General features: G+C 37.4%; 23 protein-coding genes and 2 riboswitches. Of the genes, 5 read left to right on the top strand and 18 right to left on the bottom strand.

Annotated features, from left to right (window positions below; translation table 11 throughout):
* Positions 1 to 108 precede the first annotated feature (108 nt).
* Positions 109 to 214: riboswitch (SAM riboswitch) on the bottom strand.
* Positions 215 to 443: 229 nt separating this feature from the next.
* On the top strand, positions 444 to 989 hold the full coding sequence (locus BAU23_RS23540; protein ID WP_000844904.1) for a cysteine hydrolase family protein: 546 nt from the start codon (positions 444 to 446) through the stop codon (positions 987 to 989).
* A gap of 312 nt (positions 990 to 1,301) precedes the next feature.
* Here BAU23_RS23540 and pruA read toward each other — a convergent pair whose 3' ends face one another.
* From pruA to pcrB, 6 genes are all read right to left on the bottom strand, one after another.
* Entirely contained in the window at positions 1,302 to 2,849 is a 1,548-nt protein-coding gene (gene pruA / locus BAU23_RS23535; protein ID WP_000259543.1) for an L-glutamate gamma-semialdehyde dehydrogenase, read from the bottom strand.
* 154 nt (positions 2,850 to 3,003) lie between these two features.
* The gene (locus tag BAU23_RS23530) at positions 3,004 to 3,774 is read right to left on the bottom strand and encodes a TSUP family transporter (RefSeq protein WP_016128243.1); all 771 of its coding nucleotides are present in this window, start codon (positions 3,772 to 3,774) and stop codon (positions 3,004 to 3,006) included.
* Between the two features lie 95 nt (positions 3,775 to 3,869).
* Complete coding sequence (locus BAU23_RS23525) at positions 3,870 to 5,066, bottom strand: CamS family sex pheromone protein (RefSeq protein WP_000717053.1); 1,197 nt, start codon at positions 5,064 to 5,066, stop codon at positions 3,870 to 3,872.
* Between the two features lie 16 nt (positions 5,067 to 5,082).
* On the bottom strand, positions 5,083 to 7,092 hold the full coding sequence (gene ligA / locus BAU23_RS23520; RefSeq protein WP_000031423.1) for an NAD-dependent DNA ligase LigA: 2,010 nt from the start codon (positions 7,090 to 7,092) through the stop codon (positions 5,083 to 5,085).
* Between the two features lie 15 nt (positions 7,093 to 7,107).
* A complete protein-coding gene (gene pcrA, locus BAU23_RS23515) occupies positions 7,108 to 9,351 on the bottom strand; it encodes a DNA helicase PcrA (RefSeq protein WP_002074258.1) in 2,244 nt (747 codons plus the stop codon).
* A 12-nt stretch (positions 9,352 to 9,363) separates the two neighbouring features.
* Positions 9,364 to 10,053 (bottom strand): heptaprenylglyceryl phosphate synthase, encoded by a 690-nt coding sequence (gene pcrB, locus BAU23_RS23510; protein WP_000272113.1) that lies wholly within the window; start codon positions 10,051 to 10,053, stop codon positions 9,364 to 9,366.
* A gap of 296 nt (positions 10,054 to 10,349) precedes the next feature.
* Here pcrB and BAU23_RS23505 point away from each other — a divergent pair, with 296 nt between their 5' ends.
* From BAU23_RS23505 to BAU23_RS23495, 3 genes are all read left to right on the top strand, one after another.
* A complete protein-coding gene (locus tag BAU23_RS23505; RefSeq protein WP_000812358.1) occupies positions 10,350 to 10,727 on the top strand; it encodes a YgaP family membrane protein in 378 nt (125 codons plus the stop codon).
* A gap of 219 nt (positions 10,728 to 10,946) precedes the next feature.
* Positions 10,947 to 11,792, top strand: coding sequence for an SPFH domain-containing protein (locus BAU23_RS23500; protein WP_000660690.1), 846 nt, complete (start codon positions 10,947 to 10,949; stop codon positions 11,790 to 11,792).
* Between the two features lie 16 nt (positions 11,793 to 11,808).
* A complete protein-coding gene (locus tag BAU23_RS23495; RefSeq protein ID WP_001085172.1) occupies positions 11,809 to 11,973 on the top strand; it encodes a type II toxin-antitoxin system antitoxin in 165 nt (54 codons plus the stop codon).
* Between the two features lie 34 nt (positions 11,974 to 12,007).
* Here BAU23_RS23495 and purD read toward each other — a convergent pair whose 3' ends face one another.
* The 12 genes from purD to purE form a co-directional block, all read right to left on the bottom strand.
* Positions 12,008 to 13,279, bottom strand: a complete 1,272-nt coding sequence (gene purD, locus BAU23_RS23490; RefSeq protein WP_001101954.1) for a phosphoribosylamine--glycine ligase — start codon at positions 13,277 to 13,279, stop codon at positions 12,008 to 12,010.
* 378 nt (positions 13,280 to 13,657) lie between these two features.
* Positions 13,658 to 15,193, bottom strand: coding sequence for a bifunctional phosphoribosylaminoimidazolecarboxamide formyltransferase/IMP cyclohydrolase (gene purH, locus BAU23_RS23485; protein WP_000745415.1), 1,536 nt, complete (start codon positions 15,191 to 15,193; stop codon positions 13,658 to 13,660).
* 24 nt (positions 15,194 to 15,217) lie between these two features.
* On the bottom strand, positions 15,218 to 15,805 hold the full coding sequence (purN, locus tag BAU23_RS23480) for a phosphoribosylglycinamide formyltransferase (RefSeq protein WP_000088584.1): 588 nt from the start codon (positions 15,803 to 15,805) through the stop codon (positions 15,218 to 15,220).
* Complete coding sequence (gene purM, locus BAU23_RS23475) at positions 15,802 to 16,842, bottom strand: phosphoribosylformylglycinamidine cyclo-ligase (RefSeq protein ID WP_071735231.1); 1,041 nt, start codon at positions 16,840 to 16,842, stop codon at positions 15,802 to 15,804. The genes purN and purM overlap by 4 nt, the downstream gene beginning before the upstream one ends.
* Before the next feature lie 101 nt (positions 16,843 to 16,943).
* Positions 16,944 to 18,359, bottom strand: coding sequence for an amidophosphoribosyltransferase (purF, locus tag BAU23_RS23470; protein WP_000879017.1), 1,416 nt, complete (start codon positions 18,357 to 18,359; stop codon positions 16,944 to 16,946).
* Complete coding sequence (gene purL / locus BAU23_RS23465; protein ID WP_000055548.1) at positions 18,344 to 20,563, bottom strand: phosphoribosylformylglycinamidine synthase II; 2,220 nt, start codon at positions 20,561 to 20,563, stop codon at positions 18,344 to 18,346. The genes purF and purL overlap by 16 nt, the downstream gene beginning before the upstream one ends.
* Positions 20,547 to 21,230 carry a phosphoribosylformylglycinamidine synthase subunit PurQ gene (purQ, locus tag BAU23_RS23460; protein ID WP_000666771.1) on the bottom strand — a complete coding sequence of 228 codons (684 nt, stop codon included), beginning with the start codon at positions 21,228 to 21,230 and terminating at the stop codon, positions 20,547 to 20,549. The genes purL and purQ overlap by 17 nt, the downstream gene beginning before the upstream one ends.
* Positions 21,227 to 21,481 (bottom strand): phosphoribosylformylglycinamidine synthase subunit PurS, encoded by a 255-nt coding sequence (gene purS, locus BAU23_RS23455; protein WP_000278821.1) that lies wholly within the window; start codon positions 21,479 to 21,481, stop codon positions 21,227 to 21,229. The genes purQ and purS overlap by 4 nt, the downstream gene beginning before the upstream one ends.
* The gene (gene purC / locus BAU23_RS23450) at positions 21,474 to 22,193 is read right to left on the bottom strand and encodes a phosphoribosylaminoimidazolesuccinocarboxamide synthase (protein ID WP_071735229.1); all 720 of its coding nucleotides are present in this window, start codon (positions 22,191 to 22,193) and stop codon (positions 21,474 to 21,476) included. Before purC ends, purS begins: the two co-directional genes overlap by 8 nt.
* 88 nt (positions 22,194 to 22,281) lie before the next feature.
* Entirely contained in the window at positions 22,282 to 23,589 is a 1,308-nt protein-coding gene (gene purB, locus BAU23_RS23445; RefSeq protein WP_000610751.1) for an adenylosuccinate lyase, read from the bottom strand.
* Positions 23,586 to 24,737: a 5-(carboxyamino)imidazole ribonucleotide synthase gene (gene purK / locus BAU23_RS23440; protein WP_000196777.1), complete on the bottom strand. Its 1,152-nt coding sequence runs from the start codon at positions 24,735 to 24,737 to the stop codon at positions 23,586 to 23,588. Before purK ends, purB begins: the two co-directional genes overlap by 4 nt.
* Entirely contained in the window at positions 24,734 to 25,219 is a 486-nt protein-coding gene (purE, locus tag BAU23_RS23435; RefSeq protein WP_000839367.1) for a 5-(carboxyamino)imidazole ribonucleotide mutase, read from the bottom strand. Before purE ends, purK begins: the two co-directional genes overlap by 4 nt.
* A 110-nt stretch (positions 25,220 to 25,329) precedes the next feature.
* A riboswitch (purine riboswitch) is annotated at positions 25,330 to 25,431 on the bottom strand.
* Between the two features lie 273 nt (positions 25,432 to 25,704).
* Here purE and BAU23_RS23430 point away from each other — a divergent pair.
* Entirely contained in the window at positions 25,705 to 25,965 is a 261-nt protein-coding gene (locus tag BAU23_RS23430; protein WP_071735228.1) for a hypothetical protein, read from the top strand.
* The last annotated feature ends 99 nt before the right edge of the window (positions 25,966 to 26,064 follow it).

The raw sequence follows: 26,064 nt of genomic DNA, 5'->3' as shown, positions 1-26,064 counted from the left end.
ATGCTGTAAAACTTGAAGTAGAGCTTTCGAGGTAAAATAAAAAGTGCTCTCCTTCTTATCACTTGTAAAAGATAAGAAGGAGAGCACTTATATGTACTCGTTCACATCTTCTCATCTTCCAAGCTTACTTTAAGCTTGCTGGAATTAGCACGGTATTAAAAAACCCGTTGCTGAGGTATCGTAGGGCCAGTCCCTCCACCTCTCTGGATAAGAGTGTATCGATTTAATTGTCATTTAATTAATTCTCATTATAGAACTCAGAATAATAAGAGTCAATACATTTTTCGGAAAAATATTAATTATTTCTCTATTGAAATTTTCAAATAAAAAATTACAATACAATATTATGTTAAATTCTCCTCCCTCATATTTTTTAAAAGGAGAATCCTCTCTATGAATTGAATAACATTATTTGAATATGAAACTCGGAGGAAGATGAATATATGAAAACAGCCCTTTTGCTCGTCGATATTCAAAATGATTATTTTCCAAATGGAAAGATGGAATTACGTAATCCAGTAGAAGCAAGTGAATATGCTAATCAGCTACTGCAACATTTTAGAATAAGAAACGAACCTATTTTTCATATCCAGCATGTAGCTATAAAAGATAACGCTACTTTTTTCCTACCCAATACAGAAGGTGTCCATATTCATGAAAATGTCCGTCCACTTAGAGAGGAAACCGTTATCCTTAAACATTATCCAAATAGCTTTCGAGAAACTGATCTTCTAGAACGATTACAACGTTCAGGAATTGAGCACGTCGTAATATGCGGGATGATGACCCATATGTGTATTGATGCTACGGTAAGGGCTGCTTTTGATTTTGGCCTTCACTGTACCCTAATACACGATGCTTGTGCTACAAAAGATCTTTCATTTAAGAATGCTACTATACCAGCTGTTTATATTCATAATACAATTTTGGCGAGTTTAAATGGAGTATACGCAAATGTAACGAGTACAGCAGAGTTTTTGGCGACGTAAAAAAACACCCCTTTCAGTGAGCAAAACCGAAAGGAGTGTTCTCTTGTCTAACCATAGATTTTCTTTCAAATTGTATTATACAGGAAATTCTCAAAATGAATACTAAAAAATATGACTAATAAGTCAATTTTTCTCGCTGTTTTGTTTCTATTTACATGTTTATCCCACTATTAATAGGGTTTAACTAATTCCAAAGAACAAATAGTAATATTCGGTAACCCTTTCTTAATTGAAATTAACTAGCTTCTATTATCGAGAGTTTCTCAAAAAGAAAAGATCTTCACAGTCTGTGAAGATCTTTTCTACTATTTCTTATAAAGTTTCAGAAGTAGTTTTTGCTTGCATGTGAAGTGCTAAGTAATCAGGGCCACCAGCTTTAGAGTCTGTACCAGACATGTTAAAGCCACCGAATGGTTGGTAACCTACGATTGCACCAGTACATCCACGGTTGAAGTATAAGTTACCAACGTGGAAGTCTTCACGTGCTTTTTCAATATGGTCACGGTTGTTAGTAACAACTGCTCCTGTTAAACCGTATTCTGTATTGTTTGCAATTGCAAGTGCATGATCAAAGTCTTTTGCTTTACAGAATGCTACTACTGGTCCGAAGATTTCTTCTTTCATTAAGCGAGCATCTTCTGCAACGTCAGCAACGATTGTTGGTTGGATGAACCAGCCTTTAGAGTCGTCTCCTTCGCCACCTGATACGATTTTACCTTCTTCTTTACCAATTGCAACATAGCTCATTACTTTATCGAATGCAGCTTGGTCATTAACAGGTCCCATGTTGATATCTTTCGCCTCTGGGTTACCTACTGTTAATTCTTTTGTTAATTCAACAGCACGATTTAATACGTGATCGTATACATCTTCGTGGATTACTGCACGAGAACATGCAGAACATTTTTGTCCTGAGAATCCGAATGCTGATGCAACGATAGATTTAGCTGCTAATTCAAGATCTGCTTCTTTATCAACAACGATTGTATCTTTACCGCCCATTTCAGCGATAACACGTTTTAACCAAATTTGGCCTGGGTTTACTTTCGCTGCACGCTCATAAATACGGATACCTACATCACGAGATCCAGTGAAGCTAACGAAACGTGTACGAGGGTGATCTACTAAGTAGTCACCAACTTCAGAACCATTACCTGGAACGAAGTTTACTACGCCAGCTGGTAAACCAGCTTCTTCTAATACTTCCATAAATTTCGCTGCTACTACAGGAGTTGTACTAGCTGGTTTTAGTAATACTGTGTTACCAGAAACTAAAGCAGCTGTTGTCATACCTGCCATAATTGCGAATGGGAAGTTCCAAGGAGAAATGATAACACCTACTCCTAATGGAATGTAAGAGAAACGATTATATTCAATTGGACGGCTTTCTACTGGAATACCGTCTTTTAATTTTAACATTTGACGAGCATAATATTCCATAAAGTCGATTGCTTCTGCTGTATCAGCATCTGCCTCATTCCATGGTTTACCTGCTTCTTTTACAAGAATAGCAGAGAACTCATGTTTTCTACGACGAACGATTGCTGCAGCACGGAATAAAATGTCTGCACGCATTTCTGGTTTTGACTTTCTCCAAGTTTGGAATGTTGCATCCGCTACTTGCATTGCTTTTTCAGCTAATTCACGGCTTGCTTTTGAAACGCGACCAACAAGTTCCTCTTTATTTGCAGGGTTTACAGAAACAATTTTGTCTTCTGTAGTGATTTTTTCTCCCCCGATAATTAATGGATAGTCTTGTCCAAGATAAGATTCTACTTTCTTTAAACCCTCTTCAAACGCTAATTTGTTAGCCTCTACTGAAAAATCTGTAAATGGCTCATGTTTGTATGCTACTACCATTTTTTTAGCCTCCCCTTAGAAAAACGTTTACATTTTACAACATTATTCTACACGATAATTTAGATTTATTCAAATATTCCTAGACTTATATTTTAAAAATTAATAAATTTTTAAAATATAATAAAAAAAAAGAGATTCATACATACGTATGAATCTACAAAATATGAGTATATTCCAAAACATTTTTCCCTATCAATAAAATAGTAACTAATAAAAATAAAGTCCTTACATATCCAACACCTTTTTGAACCGCAAACTTCGATCCAAAATAAGCACCTAAAATCATTGATAACCCCATAATAATACCGTATTCAAAATGAATCACATCTAAAAATAAAAAAGTAATTAAAGATACGATATTACTAACGAAATTCAAAAGTTTTCCAGATGCTGCCGCTTGAATAAAATCCAAACCAATTAATAAAAATGCAAAAATTAAAAAGGATCCTGTCCCCGGTCCAAAAAATCCATCATAAAACCCAATCATTAAAATAACAAAGAAAAACATTAATGTTTTTCCTTTTGTCATCTTTTTATAGGTAGATGCACTTCCCCAATCTTTTTTCGCAATAATATAAATGGCAATAAAAACCAACATCACAAGTACTAGTGGACGCAAAATATCAGGCGGAATAAACTTTACTACTAAAGCACCTGCAACTGCTCCAATAATAGTTAACGGGATTAACTTTCCTACAATTCGAAAATCAACCTTACCTGATCGAATAAAATAAATTGTACTCGTAAGCGTCCCCATCGTTGCAGCTAATTTATTTGTTGCGATTGCCGAAGCTGGTGATAAACCGACAAACATAAGTGCAGGAAGCGAAATTAACCCTCCTCCTCCAACAACCGAATCAATAAAAGCAGCTAAAAACCCGAATGCAATTAATAAAATAATGACTTGAAAGCTTAGTTCTTCCATGATCTTACCCCTTACCCCTTTATTTGTAACATTTAAAATTATAACAAAATTTTTCAAGAAAAAAAGCTGTTCCTTTATAGAAACAGCTTTCATCTTTAATCTAAAATTTTCACAAGTGGTTCATCTTGCTTCGCTTCACGTATAATAATTGCTTCTGGACGTTCCACTGATTTAATTGTCACTTGTACTCTCATATAATTTGGGAAGTATTCCATAACAAGTCCCGCTACATATTGTGTAAAGCCAATCACTTCAGCTTCCCCATTGAATTGAACAGGAATATCGAGCTTCATTTCTTTTAATTCATCATCTCTATACATTCCAGTACCGATAACAGCTGTATAATCGCCTTGGAAATACTCACTTAATTTCGCTTTAAAGTTTGACACCCTTGCAAGATCTTCACGTTTATTATCCGATTTTGCTTGTTCAGACGGGAACAAATAGTATTTCTCATTAATCGGCTTCCAATCCTCAACCGTTTCACTACCTTTTTCTACCTTAGCATAAGAAACAAAATTCCCTGGCACAAGTGAAGACTTTGGACCTTGACGATAAATTGCAAATGTAACCGGAACATCTTTTATTCCAGGGCTTTTTTGCTGCATGGCTTTCAAGATTTCTTGTGCCATTTTTTTCCCTTCAGCTAACATTTTTTCTTGCTCGATTTTAGCCTCACGCGGATAACCATGCTCTTCCTCGTAATAATGAACCGAATTCATCGCTAATCCAACTACAACACCATCAGGCTCAGTACTTTTATCACCATTTTGTAAGTAATAGTCATGTTCCAAAATATTTGAGATATACATTGGATTTTTTGTATTTTTTACTTCTAGTGACTCCGAACCTTCACTTAAGGCTGGATTCAGTCCGATATTTGGAAATTTAACTGCATCTTTTTTCAACTTATCCTCTAGCTCTTTTTGTTCGGCATCTGTACGCTTTCTTTTTACAAGCATTTGTATATCTTGAGCCTCTAGAAACTTTCCGCCTTTAAAGAAATAATCTTTCGTGCTAAATGATTCTTTCGCAATGCGCATTAGTCCCGTTTCAAATTCATCTATATCTAGACGATTGTTCAAACTTTGTCCAACTAAACCACGTGCACGACCTGGATCAAATGGAAATGTTGTCTTATAATATTCATCCGAAATGGAATATTTTGAGATAACAGCTTGCTCTTTCGCTTTCCCTGATTTCTCAACTGTTTTTTCATCTTTGTTAGAACCCATGCTACACCCACTTACAAGTAGGCTAAGACTTAATACCGCTAACGCTATTTTTTTCATCGTAAGTTTGCACCTCTTACTTATTCAGCTCTTGTAAGAACCTCTCTTCATTCCAAACTTCAACATTGTGCTTCTCTGCTTGTGCTAACTTCGAACCAGCAGCTTCACCAGCAACAAGTAAATCCGTACTTTTACTAACACTTCCTGTTACTTTTCCACCTAATGCCTCAATTTTCTTCTTCGCTTCACTGCGGCCCATAACTTCTAATTTCCCTGTTAAGACGACAGTTTTTCCTGCGAAGTACGATTCAACATTTTGTAAATCAGCAATTTTTATACCTTTGTATGCCATGTTCACGCCATACTCTTTAAATTGTTGTAATAGCTCTAATACGTCTTCATTATCGAAATACGTTACAACGGATTGAGCCATTTTTTCACCAATCTCATTAATTGTTTTTAGTTCTTCTTCCGTCGCTTTCACAAGCTCATCCATCGTTTCGAAATGCTCAGCAAATGTGCGTGCCGCTTTCGCACCGACATGACGAATACCCAGACCAAATAATAACCGCTCTAATGAGTTTTCCTTAGAACTCTCAATTGCTTGGACTAAATTTGTTGCTGATTTTTCACCGAAACGTTCTAGCTGTAGTAACTGCTCTTTCGTCAATGAATATAAATCAGCAAACGTACGAATATAATCCGCATCAAAAAGTTGTGTAATTACACGTTCTCCAAGTCCATCAATATTCATTGCATTTCTTGAAACGAAATGAATTAACCCTTCACGAATTTGAGCTGGACAAGCCGGATTTATACATCGAAGTGCTACTTCTTCTTCTAAACGAACAAGTTCACTCTCACACGCTGGACAATGCGTTGGCATATGATATTCTTCTTCCTCACCAGTACGCTTATCAAAAATAACGTTCACAACTTCAGGAATGATATCTCCAGCTTTTTTCACAACAACGTAGTCACCGATTCGAATATCTTTTTCACGAATTAAATCTTCGTTATGTAAAGAAGCACGACGAACAACAGTTCCAGCTACTCGCACTGGCTCTAGCTCTGCAGTTGGTGTTACAACCCCTGTGCGGCCGACACTTAATTCAATCCCTGTTAATCTCGTAACAACTTCTTCAGCCGGGAATTTATAAGCAATCGCCCATCTTGGACTCTTTGCTGTAGTTCCTAAGCTTTCTTGAAGAGCAACATCGTCTACTTTTATAACGATTCCATCAATCTCATAATCAAGATGCGGGCGTTTTTCTTGCCATTCTTCTACATAGGCTATTACATCTTCGATTGTTTCACATGTGCGACGATTTGGATTCGTCTTAAATCCAAGCTCACCTAAGAAATCCAGTGATTCACTATGGGATGGAATTGTTTTTTCTTCTACATTAGCAAGACCATACACAAACATAGATAAATTACGCTTTGCTGCAATTTTTGGATCAAGTTGACGTATCGATCCTGCTGCCGCATTACGTGGATTTGCAAATACATCTTCACCATTTTGTTCTTTCTCTTCATTCAACTTAACGAATGAACGCTTCGGCATATAGGCCTCGCCTCGTGCTTCTAACGTTACTTCTTCATTTAAACGCAGTGGGATAGCTTTAATCGTTTTTAAGTTTTGGGTAATATCTTCACCCGTTATACCATCACCACGTGTTGCTCCTTGAATGAAGCGTCCTTTTTCATAATGAAGTGAAACAGCAAGTCCGTCAATTTTTAATTCGCATATATATCTTACATTCGCATCATCAATTCCTTGATGTACTCTTCGATCAAAATCACGCAAATCTCCTTCATTAAACGCGTTTCCTAAACTTAACATTGGTGATTTATGCGTTACCTTTTCAAATATATCAAGAATAGTCCCCCCAACGCGAATGGAGGGAGAGTCTTCACCCATAAACTCTGGGTTCTCTGCTTCTAATTTTATAAGCTCCTGCATATTACGGTCATACTCCGCATCAGAAACAGAAGGATTGTCTAATACGTGATATTGATAATTAAATGTATTTAACAAATCACGTAGTTCTTCTATACGTTTTTTTGCTATCTCTTTTGACATATCCTCATTCCTTTCCTATTGTTTCGTCACAGGTGCAAATTTTGCTAATAAACGTTTAACACCAATTGGGCTTGGGAACGCAATATCTAATTCTTTTGCATCACCTTCACCTTTTACACTTACAACTGTACCGACTCCCCATTTTTGGTGGGAAGCTTTATCACCTACCGCCCAGCCAATTTGTTCGCCGCCCGTTGTCTTAGCTGCAGGACGTACGAAAGCTGAACGAGAACGTGTTGTAGTTGTACTTGTTGTTGTACTTTTCGTTCTTCCTTTTGCCCCAAACGAAGTTTCACGCTTCGGCGCTGTTTCATTTAATGATTCCACTAGTTCTGCCGGGATTTCTGTAATAAATCGAGATGATGCGTTCATACTTGTTCTACCAAATAAAGTACGCATTTGTGCATTGGATAAATATAATTCTTCTTCTGCACGAGTAATACCTACATAAGCAAGACGACGTTCTTCTTGCATTTCATCTTCTTCCATCAGAGAACGAGTATGCGGGAATATCCCTTCCTCTAAACCAACAATAAAGACAACTGGGAACTCTAATCCTTTTGCTGAGTGCATCGTCATTAAAATAACTTCTTCACCAGCAGTTGGATCTTCATCTACACGATCAATATCAGCAACAAGCGCTAAGTCTGTTAAGAATGCAACAAGGCTCTTATCTTCGCTTTGAGATTCAAATGTTTGCGTAACAGATAAAAACTCATCTAAGTTCTCTAGACGACCTTCTGCTTCTAAAGTACGCTCATTTTTCAGCATGTCGCGATAGCCTGTCTTTTCAATAACTTCTTCAACCAATTCTGTAACAGATAAATACTCTTGCATATTTACCCAGTTGTGTAATAAACCTGCGAATTCTTTTACTGCCTTTGTAATTTTCGCACTTACTCCAACATGTTCAATCTCATCGAACACAGCAGTTAATGAAATTCCATTTTGTACACCGTAATTAATAATTTTATCGATAGAAGTTGCACCAATTCCACGCTTCGGCATGTTAATAATACGTGCGAAACTAATCTCATCATCTGGATTCCCAATTAAACGTAAGTACGCCAAAATGTCTTTAATCTCTTTACGATCGTAGAACTTCGTACCGCCGACAATTTTGTAAGGAATATTAGATTTCAGGAAAATTTCCTCGACCATACGAGACTGGGCATTTGTACGATATAATACTGCAAAATCAGTATATTTTCGTTTCCCCATTTGAATATCGTCACGAATTTTTTTCGCAACAAAATATGCTTCGTCTTTTTCCGTTGCAGCACGGTAATACGAGATTTTGCTTCCAACTTGATTATCTGTCCATAATTTCTTCGGTTTACGATTCGTATTTTTTTCGATAACAGCATTCGCTGCATTTAAAATATTTTGTGACGAACGATAGTTTTGTTCTAACAGAATAACTTGCGCATTCTCATAGTCTTTTTCGAATGACAAAATGTTAGAAATGTCAGCCCCACGCCAGCGATAAATAGACTGATCTGAGTCACCTACAACGCATAAATTTTTAAAACGTGTTGCTAAATGTTTAACAAGAAGGTACTGCGCTTTGTTCGTATCTTGATACTCATCCACGTGAATGTATTGGAACTTACGCTGATAAAACTCTAGTACTTCTGGAACACGTTCAAATAGCTGAATCGTTGTCATAATTAAATCATCAAAGTCTAATGAATTATTTTTCAAAAGACGTTTTTGATACTCTGTATATACATCGCTCGTTAATTTTTCATATGGATCAGCGATTGTAATTTTTTTCGCATATTTATCTGCAGATAACAATTCATTTTTCGCATTACTAATACCAGCTAAAATAGAGCGCGGCTCAAATTTTTTCGGATCAATATTGCGCTCTTTCATAATTTTCTTGACTACAGTCAACTGATCGCCTGAATCTAAGATTGTAAAGTTACGATTAATACCAATACGATCGATATCACGTCGTAAAATACGTACACACATAGAGTGGAACGTAGAAATCCAAATATCTTCTGCTTCTGGTCCGACAAGTGTATCAATACGCTCGCGCATTTCACGAGCTGCTTTATTTGTAAAGGTAATAGCTAGTACATTCCATGGTGCTACACCTTTTTCACCAAGTAAATACGCAATACGATGTGTTAACACACGTGTTTTACCACTACCTGCACCTGCCATTAATAGAAGTGGTCCATTCGTTGTTTGTACTGCTTTTTGTTGCTCTGGATTTAAACCATTTAATAACCTATCTGTCGTACTCATATACGCCTGCACCTACTCTCCTTTTACTGCTTTAACTGTTTTTAACGCGGATTTTATATCATCATAAATAATATTTCCAACAACTACTGTATCAGCATACTGCGCCATTTCTTTCGCTTGCTCTGCATTAGAAATTCCACCGCCATAATATAGCTTAGCTTGTTTCAATTCTGCTTTTACATTTTTAACAAGTTCAATGTCTCCATACGTACCGCTGTATTCTAAATAAAATATCGGTAAACGTAATAACTTGTCTGCTAAACGCGCGTATGCAATCACATCATCTTCTGTTAAATCACATTTCGCATCTGTAAGCTGGGCTACTTTCGCTTCAGGGTTTAAAACACAATACCCTTCCATGAAAATTTCGTCCCAGTCCATAATATCCCCAAATTCTTTCAATGCCTCATGATGAACACCTGTTACCCATTCTACTTTTCGGCTATTTAAAACGCTTGGGATATAATAAAAATCAAATCCTGGTGTAATTGCCTCCACATCAGAAACCTCTAACACACAAGGAACTGCATATCTGCGGATGCTAACTAGCATGTGTAATACATTATCAATTGTTATACCATCACTTCCGCCCACAATAACAGCATCCGTTCCAGACTCACAAATCATTTCTAAATGTTCATCGCTTAGCTCCTTATTTGGATCTAGCTTATATACATGTTTCCATTTGGAAATATCGTACATGAAAACACCCTTTCTTTTTTTCTAATCATATCTATATCCCTGCTCAAAAAAGCAGTTAGTTTTTATTAGGATTTTTGAAGTTCTTCTACTACATCTGTTCACAAAGGCGAGTCAAGTTTCGCGCTCCCTTTTATGCATTCTTTCATTATAACAAAAAAAGCTACTTACACACACGCCCATTCCAACATCTTTTTCAACGTTAAATGTTGGATTACATATCAAAAAACTTATACGGAATACTAACAAATGAAATAGTATTTCTATTTCGAAGTTCATCAAAAAGGAGTGTTTTTCTAATGAAGCAAAACATCGGTACAATTAGTGCTCTAATTCGAATCACACTCGGACTTATCCTCTTCGGTTGTAGTACAGCTAAACTCGTACGTAAACCTAGGTGCACTTGGTCTAAAGTTTTACTATGGATTGGTGCCATGAAAATTGCAGAGGGCATCGTTCGTTTCTGCCCTATCGTTGAAGCATGTAAGTTTGGAAAATATATGAATATGGGCGCATTTAAAATGCCTAGCATGAATTTTACTGAAAAAGGACATGCTAAAGAAGAAGTGAATCAAGCTTCCAGTCATGACAAACCAAAGTCAAATGGAAGTTATGATACTTCTGACAAAGAGATTGAGTCAGCGATTGAAGAATTAATCCTGGCAAAACCGCTTTGAATCATTTGTCACGATGCAAGATGCTCTCAAAGAGACTTAGCTGCTGCAGTGGGCGGTTAAGTCTTCTTTATTTTACCACAAAACAGAACGTACATTCTTATTCTCACCCCTAAAACATACATAAAAAACATCAAGCGATAAAATTCAGAAAATTAGGTGTAAACCCCTTGCATAGAATGATATAAAAGTGATATCATTTTTATATCAGGAGGCGATCATATGAAAGAAAAACAAGTATTTTATGTTAATGGATTTCTCGGCGTTATTGGAATTTTATTTTTAGCCGCTATCGGTGTATTTTGCCTTGTACAAGAAATGTTTGTAATAGCTATTTTAGTTCTCATATTAGCATCTGTTTTAGCTACAGGTATCGGTATCGTTCAACCGAATCAAGCGAAAGTTATTACGTTCTTCGGTAATTATTTAGGAACAATTCGTCAAAACGGTTTATTTTTAACAATTCCGTTTGCATTCCGTCAAACTGTATCTTTACGTGTTGAAAACTTTAACAGTAAGAAATTAAAAGTAAATGATGTTGAGGGAAATCCAATTGAAATTGCAGCTGTTATCGTATATAAAGTTGTTGATTCTGCAAAAGCAATGTTTGGTGTTGAACATTACGATCGATTCGTAGAAATTCAAAGCGAAACAGCAATCCGCCACGTTGCAACAAAATATCCTTATGATAATTTCCAAGATGAAACTTGTATCACGTTACGAGGAAACACTGAAGAAATCTCTGAAGAATTAAAGCGTGAGCTAGAAGCACGCCTTGAAATTGCTGGTGTAGAAGTATTAGAAACTCGTTTAACACATTTAGCTTACGCAACAGAAATTGCCCATGCAATGCTCCAACGTCAACAAGCAAAAGCAGTATTAGCTGCTAGAAAAGAGATTGTTGAAGGTGCTGTGAAGATGGCGAAAGATTCAATCCATATGTTAGATGAAGAAGGCGTACTGGAACTCGATGACGAGCGTAAAGCAAATATGGTGAACAATTTATTAGTTGCCATCGTTTCAGATAAAGGTGCGCAACCAGTTATTAATACAGGAAGCCTATATTAAAAGGTTGTAAATAATTATGGCTAAAAAGAAAAGCTTTCCATTACGTATTGATCCTGAATTACACGCAGTCATCGAAAAATGGGCAAATGATGAGTTTCGTAGCGTCAATGCACACATCGAGTATTTGCTTCGAGAAATGGCAAAGCAAAAAGGAAAATTGAAAAAAGATAAAGATGAATAAAAAATCCCGCTGAGAAATCAGCGGGATTTTTATATTAGCTTCTCGTCATCTCATGCCCAATTGCACGATATCCTATATCACTTCGATAAAATAGACCATCACTCTCAATTTTACCGATTTCTTTATATACTTTGTCTTTCGCTTCTTGTAAACTATTCGCCTTACAAGCAACAAATAGTACACGGCCACCGTTTGTTACAAAGTCACCATGCTTCATCGCTGTGCCTGAATGGAAAACAATCACATCTTGCAATGCGTCTAATCCGTTAATAATGTCACCTTTTTTATATACTTCTGGATATCCTTTCGAAGCAAGTACAACACCAATTACCGCTTCCTCTGACCATTGCAATGTTAACTCACTTTCATCTAATACAGCGTTACATACATCAACTAAATCATTTTCTAAGCGAGGTAATACAACTTCTGTTTCTGGATCGCCAAAGCGTGCATTAAATTCAATTACCTTTGGACCATCATTTGTTAAAATAAGACCTGCGTATAAAATACCTGTAAACGAACGGTTTTCTGCAATCATCGCCTTGGCAGTTGGGTGTAATACTGTTTGAATCGCTTCTTGAACTGCTGATTCTGGAATTTGTGGTACTGGAGAATATGCACCCATTCCACCTGTATTTGGACCTTTATCCCCATCAAAAGCCCGTTTATGATCTTGAGCAATTACCATCGGATGCACAGTTGTTCCATTTACAAATGCCATTAATGAAAATTCTTGTCCATCTAAAAACTCTTCAATAACGACCTTCTTGCTCGCTTCGCCGAACTTGACATCTTGCAGCATTTCTTTCACAGCTTGTAATGCATCTTCAAGCGTCATCGCTACTGTTACACCTTTACCAGCAGCTAAACCATCTGCCTTAATTACAATCGGTGCACCAACTTTTTGAATATACTTTACTGCTTCTTCATAGTCTGTAAAAGTTTCATATGCCGCAGTTGGAATATCATACTTTTTCATAAGCTCTTTTGTAAAAGCTTTACTACCTTCAATAACAGCAGCCGCTTTATTAGGGCCAAATACACGAAGTCCCTCTTCCTTAAAACGATCCACAATTCCGTTCATAAGCGGAATTTCGGGTCCAACGAAAGTTAATTCAACATTCTTCTCTTTTGCAAATAAGACTAATGCATCGAAATCATTCTCATCAATATCAACTGGTGTTGCAACATCTCGCATACCTTCATTACCTGGCGCTACATATACTTTTTCTACCTTTTCAGATTGCGCAAATTTCCAAGCTAAAGCATGCTCACGCCCACCACGGCCAATTACTAAAACATTCATATTTCATCCCCCAATAATTAAATAAGTACAAACTAGAAGCTATGCTCCTAGTTTGTTTTCATATCAATGTAAGTTTAAAAAGGAGGATCAAGAGAACCGAGCAGGTCGAGGCGCATTTGCCAGGAGGACACGGAGTGTAGCTTTCCTACATGAGTACCGTACTGGCAATGCAACGACGACATGCGACAGTTATCTCGACCGGGCTTTTTAAACATCCGTATCAATAGAAGTTTAAAAGGGAGGATCGAGAGAACCGAGCAGGTCGAGGCGCATTTGCCAGGAGGACACGGAGTGTAGCTTTCCTACATGAGTACCGCACTGGCAATGCAACGACGACATGCGACAGTTATCTCGACCGGACCTTTTAAACATCCTCTATTAGTGTTTGAAATGACGTACGCCAGTGAACACCATCGTAATCCCATACTTATCTGCCACTTTAATAGAATCCTCATCACGGATTGATCCGCCTGGTTGAATGATTGCTGTAATACCAGCTTTTGCTGCTTCTTCTACTGTATCTGGCATCGGGAAGAAAGCATCAGATGCAAGTGCGCTACCTTGTGCTTTTTCGCCAGCTTGTGTAATTGCGATTTTTGCAGAACCTACACGGTTCATCTGTCCCGCACCTACACCAACTGTCATGTTATCATTCGCTAAAACAATTGCATTTGATTTCACATGCTTTACAACTTTCCAAGCTAGTTTTAAATCTTTCCACTCTTGCTCTGATGGTTCACGTTTCGTTGGAATTGAAATTGTACTTTCATCTAATGATAACGTATCTTCCTCTTGAACAAGAAGTCCACCTTGTACAGAAGTTAGCTTTTTACTTGCGCTTGTTGCCTTTTCAATATTTACAGTTAGTAAACGTAAATTTTTCTTACTTTGCAATACTTCTAAAGCTTCTTGTGAGAAAGAAGGTGCGATAACAATTTCTAAGAAAATTTCATGTAACTTTTCAGCTGTAGCTTTATCAATTTCACGATTAGCTGCAATAATACCGCCAAAAATTGATACTGGATCCGCTTCATAAGCACGAGTGTATGCTTCGTGAATATCAGTTCCTACTCCAACGCCACATGGATTCATATGTTTTACCGCTACTACTGCTGGTTCTGTAAATTCTTTTACGATGCTAAGCGCTGCGTCTGCATCGTTAATATTGTTATAAGATAATTCTTTACCGTGTAATTGTTCTGCGTATGCAACAGAAGAAGTTGCAGCGAATGGCGCTTTATAGAATGTTGCTTTTTGATGTGGATTTTCTCCATAGCGTAAATCTTGTTTTTTCTCAAATGTCACCGTTAATGTTTCTGGACTTTCTTCACCCATTTGCTCTGTTAAGTAGTTAGAAATTAACGCATCATATGCCGCTGTATGACGGAATACTTTCGCTGCTAATTTACGTTTCGTTTCTTCTTTGACTTCGCCGTTCTCTTTCAGTTCTGCTAATACAACATCGTAATCTACTGGATCTACAATTACCGATACAAATTTATGATTTTTCGCAGCAGAGCGAATCATTGTTGGGCCACCGATATCAATATTTTCAATTGCATCAGCAAATGTTACATCAGGCTTAGCGATTGTTTCTTTGAATGGGTATAAGTTAACAACAACAAAGTCAATTGGTTGAATGCCTAATTCATTCATTTGCGCTACATGTGTTTCATTATCACGAACTGCTAATAGACCACCATGAATATTTGGATGTAATGTTTTTACACGGCCATCCATAATTTCTGGGAAACCAGTTACTTCAGAAATACCGATTACTTGTAAACCGTTTTCTTCTAGTAATTTTTTCGTACCACCTGTTGAAATAACTTCAATCCCTTGTTCTAGTAAACCTTTAACAAATTCTACTACTCCTGTTTTATCTGAAACACTTACTAATGCACGCTTTTTCATTTATCCTTCACCCCTGGTTGTATGTTAGTTAACAGTTGGTTCTTTCACAGACTGAACAATTTGATTCACTGTATTTACGTATAATTTATGTTCAACTTGTTGAATTTTCTTTTGTAAGCTTTCTCTCGTATCCCCTTCAGAAACAACTACTGCTTCTTGCGCAATAATCGGACCTGTATCCATACCTGCATCTACATAATGAATCGTTACTCCAGTTACTTTCACACCTGCTTCTAACGCTTGACCAACAGCATCTTTCCCTGGAAAACTCGGTAATAGTGATGGATGAATATTAATAATCTTCCCACCGTACGCTCCTAGTAAAGTCGGTCCAATTAAGCGCATATATCCAGCTAAAATAACATAATCAATTTCATACTCTTCTAGCTTCTTTAATATTTCTTTTTCAAATGCTTCTTTTGACTCATATGCTTTCGCTGAAAAGGCGAAACACGGAATATGATGATAATGTGCCCGTCCAACAGCACGTGCTTCTGGTTTATCACATACTAATAAACTAATTTCTGCATCCAATCTTTTTTCTTCTACCGCATTAACGAGAGATTGAAAGTTAGATCCACTTCCAGAAGCAAAAACTGCTAATCTACTCATAGTGCTGTGCCCCCATTGAAAGTAACACCGGTCCCTTGTAGAGTACGTCCAATAATACGAGCTGTTTCTCCTTGCTCTTCAAGAAGACGAACAACATCTTTTGCATCTTCTTCCTTCACCGCTACTACCATACCAATACCCATGTTAAAAATATTGAACATTTCTTTCTCTTCTAGTTTCCCAACTTCTTGAAGTAAACTGAAGATCGGCTGAATTTCCCAAGCTCCTAGCTCAATTTCAGCACCAATTCCTTCTGGCAACATACGTGGAATATTTTCAATGAATCCGCCACCTGTAATATGTGCCATACCGTATACTTCATGTTTCTTCAATAGTTCTAAAATAGGTTTGACATAAATTTTCGTTGGTTTTAATAATTCTTCACCAAGAGGTAGCTCTAAGCGTCCATAAATGCGATCTAAAGATAGTTCGCCATCTTCTAGTAACACTTTTCGTACTAAAGAGTAACCATTACTATGAATACCGCTAGATGCTAGGCCAATTAATACTTGACCAGCTTCAATTTTTTCACCTGTTACAATTTTCTTTTTATCAACAATTCCAACTGTAAAACCAGCTAAATCGTATTCTTCCGTAGAATACATCCCTGGCATTTCAGCTGTTTCTCCACCAATTAATGCACAACCAGCTTGGCGACAGCCCTCTGATATACCTTTGACGATGTTTTCAATTTTACTAGGTTCAGCTTTACCACAAGCAATATAATCAAGGAAGAAAAGCGGTTCTGCTCCTTGGACAACAATATCATTTACACACATTGCTACTGCATCAATACCAATTGTGTCATGTTTATCTGCCATAAAAGCGAGCATCAATTTCGTTCCCACGCCATCTGTTCCAGATACTAATACAGGTTCTTCTAATGCAAATTTTGATAGATCAAACATACCTCCAAAACCGCCTAAACCGCCTAGTACTTCTTTTCTCATTGTTGTTTGTACGTGTTTTTTCATGCGAGATACCGCTTCATATCCAGCTTCAATATCTACTCCTGCTTGCTTATATGCATTCGCCATCGTTATTTACACCTCGTCTTTTAATTTCTCCCCATCCAGGGCGGGCCGTTTTAAGAAAGAAGCTAGCTTCTACATCAAAGGAAGTAGAAGCTTTTTTCTTCTTATTTCATACTTTCTAAAAGCTCTTGCTCATAATCATAAAGAGCTGTTGGATAGTCACCATTGAAGTAAGCCATACATAGACCGCCATATTTCCCTTCATATGGACGTCCAATTGCATCTACTAATCCATCTTCACTTAAAAATGTTAGTGAATCTGCACCGATTATTTCACGGATTTCTTCTACTGTATGATTTGCTGCAATTAATTCTTTTCTCGTTTGAATATCAATACCATAGAAGCATGGATATTTAAGAGGTGGTGAAGCAATTCTTACATGAACTTCTGTCGCTCCAGCCTCACGAAGCATACGAACAATTCGTTTACTTGTTGTTCCTCTTACGATAGAATCGTCAATCATAACAACTCGTTTTCCTTCAACTACACCTCTTACTGCTGAAAGTTTCATCTTAACCCCTTGCTCTCGCAGTTCTTGAGAAGGTTGAATAAACGTACGTCCAACGTAACGATTTTTAATTAGTCCTAACTCATATGGAATGCCTGTCGCCTCCGCATAACCAATTGCTGCTGAAATACTAGAGTCTGGTACACCAGTAACAACATCAGCTTCAATAGGTGCTTCCGCCGCTAAACGTTTTCCCATGTTTTTACGTGCTGCATGGACGTTAATACCTGCAATATTAGAATCCGGACGTGCAAAGTAAATGTACTCCATACTACAAATTGCATGATCTACTTCATTTGTAAAACGATCTACGTGAATTCCTTCATCATTGATGATAAGTAATTCACCAGGTTCTACATCACGAATGTATGTTGCACCTACTACATCAAAAGCACATGTTTCTGATGCTACAACGTAAGCATCCCCCATCTTTCCAATTGAAAGAGGACGGAATCCATTCGGATCTAGCGCAACAATCATTTCATTTCCAGTTAGTAAAAGGTATGCGAACGCACCTTTCACTTTATTTAGAGCTTCTTTTACACTTTCAATTAAAGAATCTTTCGTACTACGTTTAATGAGATGTAAAAGTACTTCTGTATCTGAACTAGTTTGAAAAATACTTCCTTCCGCCTCTAATTCACGGCGAAGCATTTTTGCGTTAATTAAATTTCCGTTATGAGCTAACGCCATACTATGATCGGAAAAGCGGAATAATAATGGTTGAACATTAGCAACTTCACTTCCACCAGCCGTCGCATATCGTACGTGTCCAATTGCCGATTTTCCGTTTAATCCTTCTAGCTCACCTCTTGAAAACACTTCTGATATTAAACCTAACCCCTTGTGACCGATGATTTTTTCCCCATTATTTACGACGATGCCTGCGCCTTCTTGACCACGGTGCTGCAAACTATGCAATCCGTAGTACGAAACTTGTGCTGCATTTTCATGCCCCCAAATTCCGAAAACGCCACATTCTTCATTTAACCCCTTTATTTCAGCAAGCATGGGATTGCCCCTTTCCAAGCCTTTCTCATTTCATCTACATTTGCTGTAAGTAATACTTCATTTTCTTCATTATGAATTGTTACTTCATTTGTATTTGTTACTTCTCCAACTTGAATTGCTTCTACCACTTTCTCGAATGCTTCTTTATTTTCACGTTTTACAGTTATAACAAAGCGAGATTGTGACTCAGAGAATAATGCTGCTGTTGCTTCTCCATCTAATTTCACATTAGCACCTAAACCGTTAGCACCAATTGCACTTTCAGAAATTGCAACTGCTAAACCACCTTCAGCAACATCATGTGCGGATTGAACAAGGCCAGCTTGAATTGCTTCTAATACTTGTTTTTGGCGTTTTAATTCTACATCTAGATCGATACTTGGTGATTGGCCGAAAATTTTGCCGTGGACCATTTTCTGTAATTCACTTCCACCAAACTCAGCTTTCGTCTCTCCGATTACGTAAACTAAATCGCCAGCTTGCTTAAACTCTTGTGTTGTTACATGTTTTAAATCGTGTACAAGTCCAACCATCCCAACTGTCGGTGTTGGATATACTGCTTCACCACTACGCTCGTTATACATTGATACGTTTCCGCCGATAACTGGCGTTTGTAATGTGCGACAAGCTTCACTCATACCATCTACTGATTTTTCAATTTGCCAGAAGATTTCTGGTTTTTCTGGATTACCGAAGTTTAAGCAATCTGTAATTGCAAGTGGCTCTCCCCCAGAACATACGATATTACGTGCTGCCTCTGCTACTGCAATTTTACCGCCCACTTCTGGATCTAAATAAATGTAGCGAGAGTTACAATCTGTCGTCATTGCTAATCCTTTTTCTGTACCGCGTACACGTACAACTGCTGCATCTGAACCTGGTGTAACAACTGTGCTTGTGCGAACTTGATAATCATATTGATCATAAACCCACTCTTTACTCGCAATCGTCGGTTGTTGTAATAAAGCGAATAACGTTTCTTTATAATTTTCTACTTTTGGTGTTTCCATTTTCATCTGCTGGAACTCAGCAAAGTATGCTGCTTCTTTTGATGGTTTATGATAAATTGGTGCTTCTTCTGCAAGAGCATCTGCTGGTACTTCAGCTACCTTTTCACCTTTATGGAATAAGCGAAGCATTTTGTCTTCCGTTACTTTCCCCATCGTAACTGCTGCAAGACCATACTTCTCAAATAAATCTACTATTTCTTGCTCTCTACCTTTTTTTATAACAATTAACATACGTTCTTGTGATTCAGATAGCATCATTTCATATGGTGTCATTCCTGTTTCGCGCTGTGGTACATCATCTAAGTACATTTCAATACCCATACCTGCTTTACTTGCCATTTCTGCAGAAGATGACGTTAAACCAGCAGCTCCCATATCTTGAATTCCAACAAGTGCATCCGACTGAATAAGTTCTAAGCAAGCTTCAATAAGAAGTTTCTCCATAAATGGATCTCCTACTTGAACTGCCGGACGTTTCGCTTCTGAGCTTTCAGATAGCTCTTCAGATGCGAATGTTGCACCGTGAATACCATCACGACCAGTTGATGCTCCTACGTACATTACTGTATTACCAGCACCGTGCGCTTGCCCTTTTTTAATATCTTCATGGTTAATTAAACCTACGCACATTGCATTTACAAGTGGATTTCCTTCATAACATGGATCAAATTGTACTTCGCCGCCAACAGTAGGAATACCGATGCAGTTACCGTATCCTGCGATTCCTGCTACTACTTCTTCGAATAAATATTTCACACGTGGTGATTGTAATTCACCGAAGCGAAGTGAGTTTAATAGAGCTACTGGACGTGCTCCCATAGAGAATACGTCACGAATAATACCACCAACGCCTGTTGCTGCTCCTTGATATGGTTCAATAGCAGAAGGGTGGTTATGGCTTTCCATTTTAAATACAACCGCTTGATTATCACCGATGTCTACAATTCCAGCACCTTCTCCAGGCCCTTGTAGAACGCGCTCACCCGTCGTTGGGAATTTACGAAGTACTGGCTTCGAATTTTTATAACTACAATGTTCAGACCACATAACAGAGAATAATCCTGTTTCTGTATAATTTGGCAGACGGCCTAAAATCTTTTCAACCATGGCAAACTCTTCGTCTGTTAGCCCCATTTCCGCATATATGCGCTCTTCTTTAATTTGTGTTGGATTTGGTTCAAGCATTAACGACATATGTTTCCCTCCACTGTTTTAAGATAGATTGAAAGACTTTTAACCCTTCAGCACCACCAAGCAATTCATCTACAGCACGCTCTGGGTGTGGCATCATACCAAGTACATTTCCCTTTTCATTTACAATACCAGCAATATCTGAAACGCTACCGTTCGGATTTTCTACATAACGGAATGCGATTTGATTATTCTCTTCTAATTGTTTAAGAGTCGCTTCATCACAATAGTAATTCCCTTCACCATGTGCAATTGGAATATTGATTACTTCATCTTTTTCATATTGTGATGTAAACATCGTTTCATTATTTTCAACGCGTAACTGAACAGTGCGACACATAAATTTTAAGTTTTCGTTTCTCATTAGTGCTCCTGGTAGTAATCCTGATTCAACAAGAATCTGGAATCCATTACACACTCCTAAAATTGGTTTTCCTTGCTCAGCAGCTTTTTGCACTGCTTTCATTGCGTTAGCAAAGCGAGAAATAGCACCACAACGTAAATAGTCACCGTAAGAGAATCCACCAGGTAGTAAAATTGCATCATATTCATCTAAATTCTCTCTATCGTGCCAAACGTAATCTACTTCTTCACCAAGCTCATCTTTAATTGCATGGAACATATCGACATCACAGTTCGAACCTGGGAATACTATGACTGCAAATTTCACTGTGCGACAACCTCCTCAACTTCATAACGGAAGTCTTCCATTACAACGTTTGTTAATAGTTTTTCACACATTTCTTTTACCTTTGCGTCAAGGTCAGATACTGATTTATCAATTGTTAATTCCATATATTTTCCGATTCGAACGTCTTGTACTTCTGTGAACGAAAGACTATGAAGTGCCCCTTTTACTGCTGTTCCTTGTGGATCTAATACGCTTTCTCTTAACGTTACATATACCTTAACTTTATACATGTGAAATTCCCCCTAAACGTTTTAAAATCTCTTCATAAGCTTCTGTTAAATTTCCAAGGTCACGACGGAATACGTCTTTATCAAATTTTTCATTGCTCGTTTCATCCCATAAACGGCAAGTATCTGGTGAAATTTCATCCGCTAAAATGATTTCTCCTTCATCTGTTACACCAAACTCTAATTTAAAATCTACTAATCTTACACGACAGCTTGCGAAATGATCAATCAACACTTGATTGATTTGTAGAGCCATATCTCGTAATACGCTTACTTGCTCTGGTGATGCAACGTTTAATACACGAATATGATCTTCCGTTACAAGCGGATCTCCTAAATCATCATCTTTGAAGTAAAATTCTACGATTGGTTCTGCAAGTACAGTTCCCTCTTCCATTCCTAATCGTTTTGAAAGACTTCCTGCAATTACATTTCTTGTGACAACTTCTAGAGGAATAATACTCACTTTTTTAACAAGTTGCTCTGTTTCAGATAACTTCTCTAAAAAATGTGTTTTTATTCCTACTTCTTGTAACTTTCTGAACAATAAAGTTGTAATCTCATTGTTCAAACGACCTTTTCCTGTAATCGTCTCTTTTTTCTCCCCATTGAAAGCAGTCGCACTATCTTTGTACTCTACCCAAACCATATCTGCTGATTCTGTACGATAAATTCTTTTTGCCTTACCTTCATACAGCAATTCTAGCTTTTGCATTTCGCAAGCCCCCTGTAGTTTGAAAAATGTGAATAATGTTTTTATAAAGAATGGCACAGAATGACTCTATTCTGTGCCATATGAAATTTTACGCTTCGTTTAACCCAAGGCGTTCAAAGATTGTATCAACGTGTTGCATATGATGCTCATAGTTGAAGCATTCATTAATTTCTTCTTGTGATAACTTGCTCGTAATACGCTCATCAGCTTCTACAAGCTCTTTAAATTGTACTTGTGTTTCCCAAGCTTCCATCGCTTTAGGCTGTACGATATCATAAGCTTCTTCACGTACCATACCTTTGTCGATTAATGTAAGCATTACGCGCTGAGAATAAATTAAGCCGTATGTTCTTGTCATATTGCGTTTCATATTCTCTGGGTATACAGTTAAGTTTTTAACGATATTACCAAAGCGATTTAACATGTAATTTAACGCGATTGTAGCATCTGGTAAAATTACGCGTTCTGCTGAAGAGTGAGAAATATCGCGCTCATGCCATAATGGAACATTCTCGTAAGCTGTCATCATATAACCGCGGATAACACGAGCTAAACCAGTCATATTTTCAGATCCAATTGGATTACGCTTATGTGGCATTGCAGAAGAACCTTTTTGGCCTTTTGCGAAAGCCTCTTCAACTTCACGTGTTTCACTCTTTTGTAAACCACGAATCTCAACTGCCATCTTTTCAATAGATGTTGCGATTAGTGCAAGTGTTGACATGTAATGAGCATGGCGATCACGTTGCAATGTTTGTGTAGAAATTGGTGCTGCTTCTAATCCTAAGTTTTCACAAACAAATTTTTCTACGAATGGATCAATATTCGCGTATGTACCAACCGCACCCGATAATTTACCAACGCGAACTGTATCAGCAGCTTGTTTGAAACGCTCTACGTTACGTTTCATTTCTTCATACCAAAGACCAAGTTTTAAACCAAATGTTGTTGGTTCTGCATGAACACCGTGTGTTCTTCCCATCATGATCGTGTATTTATGCTCTTTCGCTTTGTTAGCTAAAATGCTTACAAAGTTTTCTAAGTCTTTTAATATGATTTCATTCGCTTGTTTTAAGATGTAAGATAACGCTGTATCTACTACGTCTGTAGATGTTAAACCGTAATGAACCCATTTACGTTCCTCACCTAATGCTGGTGTTTCTGATACAGCGCGAGTGAATGCAACTACGTCATGACGTGTCTCTTTTTCAATTTCATAAATACGATCAATATCAAATGATGCATGCTCACGAATTTTTTTAACATCTTCTTTTGGAATGTCGCCAAGCTCAGCCCATGCTTCACAAGCTAAAATCTCAACTTCTAACCATGCCTTAAATTTGTTTTCTTCCGTCCAAATTGCACCCATTTCAGGGCGTGTATAACGATTAATCATCTTTTTCCCTCCAACAGTTGTTCTTGATGGTCCCAAATATGCAAACTCTTCGCTTTTTCTAGAGCGACTTCAATATTATCATTTAAAATATTAACATGCCCCATTTTTCGCTGCGCTTTTGCTTCTTCTTTTCCATACAAGTGTAAATAGCACCCGGTTAGTCTATTCACTTGTCCTAGGACCCCTTCTATATGTTCGCCTAAAATGTTTACCATGACAACTGGTTTTAACAAATTTGTTTCGCCAAGAGGTAAATTACAGATTGCTCGAATATGTTGACCAAATTGACTCGTTTCACATGCATCCTGTGTATAGTGTCCTGAATTGTGAGGTCTTGGTGCTAATTCATTAATGTAAATCTCACCGTCAGCTGTAGCAAACATCTCTACCGCTAGTGTTCCCACAAGTTCTAGTTCATCCGCAAGTACCTTTGCGTAAGCAATTGCTTTTTGAGAAAGTTCTTCTGTAATGCGGGCTGGAACGATAGATTCATGCAAAATGTTATTTACATGAATATTTTCCGCTACCGGAAATACTTTCGTTTCACCACTTACACTACGAATCACAATAACTGATACTTCTTTTTCAAAAGGCACCCATTTCTCTAAAATACACTCTGCTGCATTCGCAAGCTCTCGCGCTTTATCAACGTCAGCCTCACCTCTTAAAACAACTTGACCTTTCCCATCATATCCGCCTGTCGTCGTTTTTAAGACGGAAGGATATGATAACTCAGTGATTGCTTCAGTTAGCTGATCTTGATTTTGAACCAATCTATACGTTGCTACTGGTAGCCCAGCTTTCTCAATCGCATTCTTTTCTGTAAAACGATTTTGTGTTTTACTTAACAACTGACTGCCTTGCGGTAAGTAAGCATGTTTTTCAAGCCATTGTAAACATCTATAATCAATATTCTCAAATTCATATGTGACAACATCACTGATCTCCGCTAAATGCTGAATTGCTTTTAAATCGTCATATGGTGCAACAATTTCAATATCAGCAACTTGTGCACATGGTGAATGCTTTGTAGGATCTAAAACAGCAATTTTATATCCCATCTCCTTAGCTGCCAATGCCATCATTCTTCCTAGCTGGCCGCCTCCAATAATGCCGATTGTTTTTCCAGGTAAAATGATTCTCGTCATACTAGCTCACTACCTTCGCGCACATCTTTTTCAATAGCTTCTCGTCTCAACTCTAATGCATCATGTATATCATCATGAAATGATCCAAGTATTTGTGCAGCAAGTAATCCAGCATTCGTTGAACCAGCCTTACCAATTGCAACAGTTGCAACTGGAACCCCTCCTGGCATTTGGACGATGGATAATAATGAATCTAAGCCGTTTAACGCTTTTGATTGAACTGGAACTCCTATTACAGGAAGATTCGTCTTCGCTGCAACCATTCCTGGTAAATGCGCTGCTCCACCGGCTCCAGCAATAATAACTTTTAATCCACGTTCACGAGCTGTCTCTGCATATTCAAACATATAATCCGGAGTCCGATGAGCGGATACAACTTTTTTCTCATACGGTATATTTAATTCATCTAAAATGTCACAAGCATATTTCATTGTTTCCCAGTCTGACGTACTTCCCATTATGACTCCAACTAGTGATTTCATATTAGAATCCCCCCGATTCAAATAAAAAAAGCCTGAAATAGAACAGTTTCTCTTTTACTATGAGAGAAAGCGCTCTACTCAGGCATACGTATCCCTTGTGAATAGAAAAATACCGAGTGACTTTCCCTCATAGTCTAACGAATAACGGTCGTTAGGTAGAGACTTGCAGGCCATATCCCCGCGATTATATGAGGTCTTATATATTATTGTTTCTATGGCTATATTAACAATATTTCATAAACAATGTCAACAAATAATCGAATGTTTTTTTTATTAGCAATCGATAACGTTCGTGTTTTAGTTATATTCAAAAGAAGAATTGCAACTATATGCAAGAAGAAAAGGGAATTAGAATATATATTTCTAGAGATCTATTTTATGTCTAATTGACTTCAGTATGTTTCAACCAAAGTATATATACTCTTGTATTCTATACATCAATAGAACTTATATTATAACCATTTAATTTCTAAGGAGGAATAACCGTGAAAAAAATACCTGTGCTATTATCCTATTTATGTTTCTCTATCGCGATAATTGCTGTAATTATTGAATACTTATTTATATCATCCCATTTTTTCTACTCTCATTATTTTAGATATATACTTATGATAGAAATAATACCTCCTATCTTAGGTATTATTTTAGGAGCATTCGGAAAATCAGGAGCACAAAAAATCATTGCTATTATTTTAAACAGCCTCTATTTTATTCTTTTTTCATCTTTGGCGTTATTAAATTTATAGATTTTAACATTCGGTAAATAAAAATAAACACAAAAAAACCTAAGTCGAAACGACTTAGGTTTTTGCTTGGCGACGTCCTACTCTCACAGGGACAAGGTC

This window comes from Bacillus nitratireducens (genome assembly GCF_001884135.1).
GTDB lineage: Bacteria > Bacillota > Bacilli > Bacillales > Bacillaceae_G > Bacillus_A > Bacillus_A nitratireducens.
Note: the sequence above shows the minus strand (reverse complement) of the source record. Positions and strands in the feature narration are given on the sequence as shown.

Excerpts from the sequence above, each read along its gene's own strand:
- BAU23_RS23495 (WP_001085172.1), top strand. The coding sequence starts at position 11,809 with ATGGCTAAAAAGAAAAGCTTTCCATTACGTATTGATCCTGAATTACAC.
- purK (WP_000196777.1), bottom strand. The coding sequence starts at position 24,737 with ATGACGAGAATCATTTTACCTGGAAAAACAATCGGCATTATTGGAGGC.
- purB (WP_000610751.1), bottom strand. The coding sequence starts at position 23,589 with ATGATTAATCGTTATACACGCCCTGAAATGGGTGCAATTTGGACGGAA.
- purE (WP_000839367.1), bottom strand. The coding sequence starts at position 25,219 with ATGAAATCACTAGTTGGAGTCATAATGGGAAGTACGTCAGACTGGGAA.
- BAU23_RS23525 (WP_000717053.1), bottom strand. The coding sequence starts at position 5,066 with ATGAAAAAAATAGCGTTAGCGGTATTAAGTCTTAGCCTACTTGTAAGT.
- BAU23_RS23530 (WP_016128243.1), bottom strand. The coding sequence starts at position 3,774 with ATGGAAGAACTAAGCTTTCAAGTCATTATTTTATTAATTGCATTCGGG.
- purF (WP_000879017.1), bottom strand. The coding sequence starts at position 18,359 with ATGCTTGCTGAAATAAAGGGGTTAAATGAAGAATGTGGCGTTTTCGGA.
- BAU23_RS23540 (WP_000844904.1), top strand. The coding sequence starts at position 444 with ATGAAAACAGCCCTTTTGCTCGTCGATATTCAAAATGATTATTTTCCA.
- pcrA (WP_002074258.1), bottom strand. The coding sequence starts at position 9,351 with ATGAGTACGACAGATAGGTTATTAAATGGTTTAAATCCAGAGCAACAA.
- purN (WP_000088584.1), bottom strand. The coding sequence starts at position 15,805 with ATGAGTAGATTAGCAGTTTTTGCTTCTGGAAGTGGATCTAACTTTCAA.
- pruA (WP_000259543.1), bottom strand. The coding sequence starts at position 2,849 with ATGGTAGTAGCATACAAACATGAGCCATTTACAGATTTTTCAGTAGAG.
- BAU23_RS23505 (WP_000812358.1), top strand. The coding sequence starts at position 10,350 with ATGAAGCAAAACATCGGTACAATTAGTGCTCTAATTCGAATCACACTC.
- ligA (WP_000031423.1), bottom strand. The coding sequence starts at position 7,092 with ATGTCAAAAGAGATAGCAAAAAAACGTATAGAAGAACTACGTGATTTG.
- pcrB (WP_000272113.1), bottom strand. The coding sequence starts at position 10,053 with ATGTACGATATTTCCAAATGGAAACATGTATATAAGCTAGATCCAAAT.
- purC (WP_071735229.1), bottom strand. The coding sequence starts at position 22,193 with ATGCAAAAGCTAGAATTGCTGTATGAAGGTAAGGCAAAAAGAATTTAT.
- purS (WP_000278821.1), bottom strand. The coding sequence starts at position 21,481 with ATGTATAAAGTTAAGGTATATGTAACGTTAAGAGAAAGCGTATTAGAT.
- purL (WP_000055548.1), bottom strand. The coding sequence starts at position 20,563 with ATGTCGTTAATGCTTGAACCAAATCCAACACAAATTAAAGAAGAGCGC.
- purH (WP_000745415.1), bottom strand. The coding sequence starts at position 15,193 with ATGAAAAAGCGTGCATTAGTAAGTGTTTCAGATAAAACAGGAGTAGTA.
- BAU23_RS23500 (WP_000660690.1), top strand. The coding sequence starts at position 10,947 with ATGAAAGAAAAACAAGTATTTTATGTTAATGGATTTCTCGGCGTTATT.
- purM (WP_071735231.1), bottom strand. The coding sequence starts at position 16,842 with ATGGCGAATGCATATAAGCAAGCAGGAGTAGATATTGAAGCTGGATAT.
- purD (WP_001101954.1), bottom strand. The coding sequence starts at position 13,279 with ATGAATGTTTTAGTAATTGGCCGTGGTGGGCGTGAGCATGCTTTAGCT.